Consider the following 403-nt stretch of genomic DNA (forward strand, 5'->3'; position numbering starts at 1 on the left):
ACGACGAGCCGGGTGATCAGGCTATTGACGGCATTGCCGGCGATCAGCTTCTCGGCCGCGACGAGATCGTAGCCCGCGTCGCCCCGGCCGAGCGCATCCGCGCCCGGCAGGTTGCCGTGGAGCATCGCGCCGACCTTCTCCTCGATCGTCATCCGGCCGAGTAGGTCCGCGGCGCGCGCCGCCGCATCGAGCGTTGGGTTTTCGTACGGATCGAGTTGCCCGTTATGGTTGAGGTCGCGGAAGCGCGGCGGCTGGCCCAGTGATGCGCTCGCCAGCACCGCAGCGCCGAGCAGGGGCGCGAAGCACCGCAAGGGGCGTGCGATGCCGGCCGCCGAAAGCCTGAATTCCACTGGTCCCCTCCCGATCGCACGCGAGACTAGGTAGCGCGCGAATGCTGTCAACT

Annotated in this window: 1 pseudogene; it reads right to left on the bottom strand. The window is 68.7% G+C overall.

The annotated features are described in order from the left end of the window. A pseudogene (locus tag I6F37_RS42935) lies at positions 1-350 on the bottom strand (hypothetical protein); the annotation flags it as partial. Between the last annotated feature and the right edge of the window lie 53 nt (positions 351-403).

The sequence above is a fragment of the Bradyrhizobium sp. NBAIM08 genome (genome assembly GCF_020193935.1).
Lineage (GTDB): Bacteria > Pseudomonadota > Alphaproteobacteria > Rhizobiales > Xanthobacteraceae > Bradyrhizobium > Bradyrhizobium yuanmingense.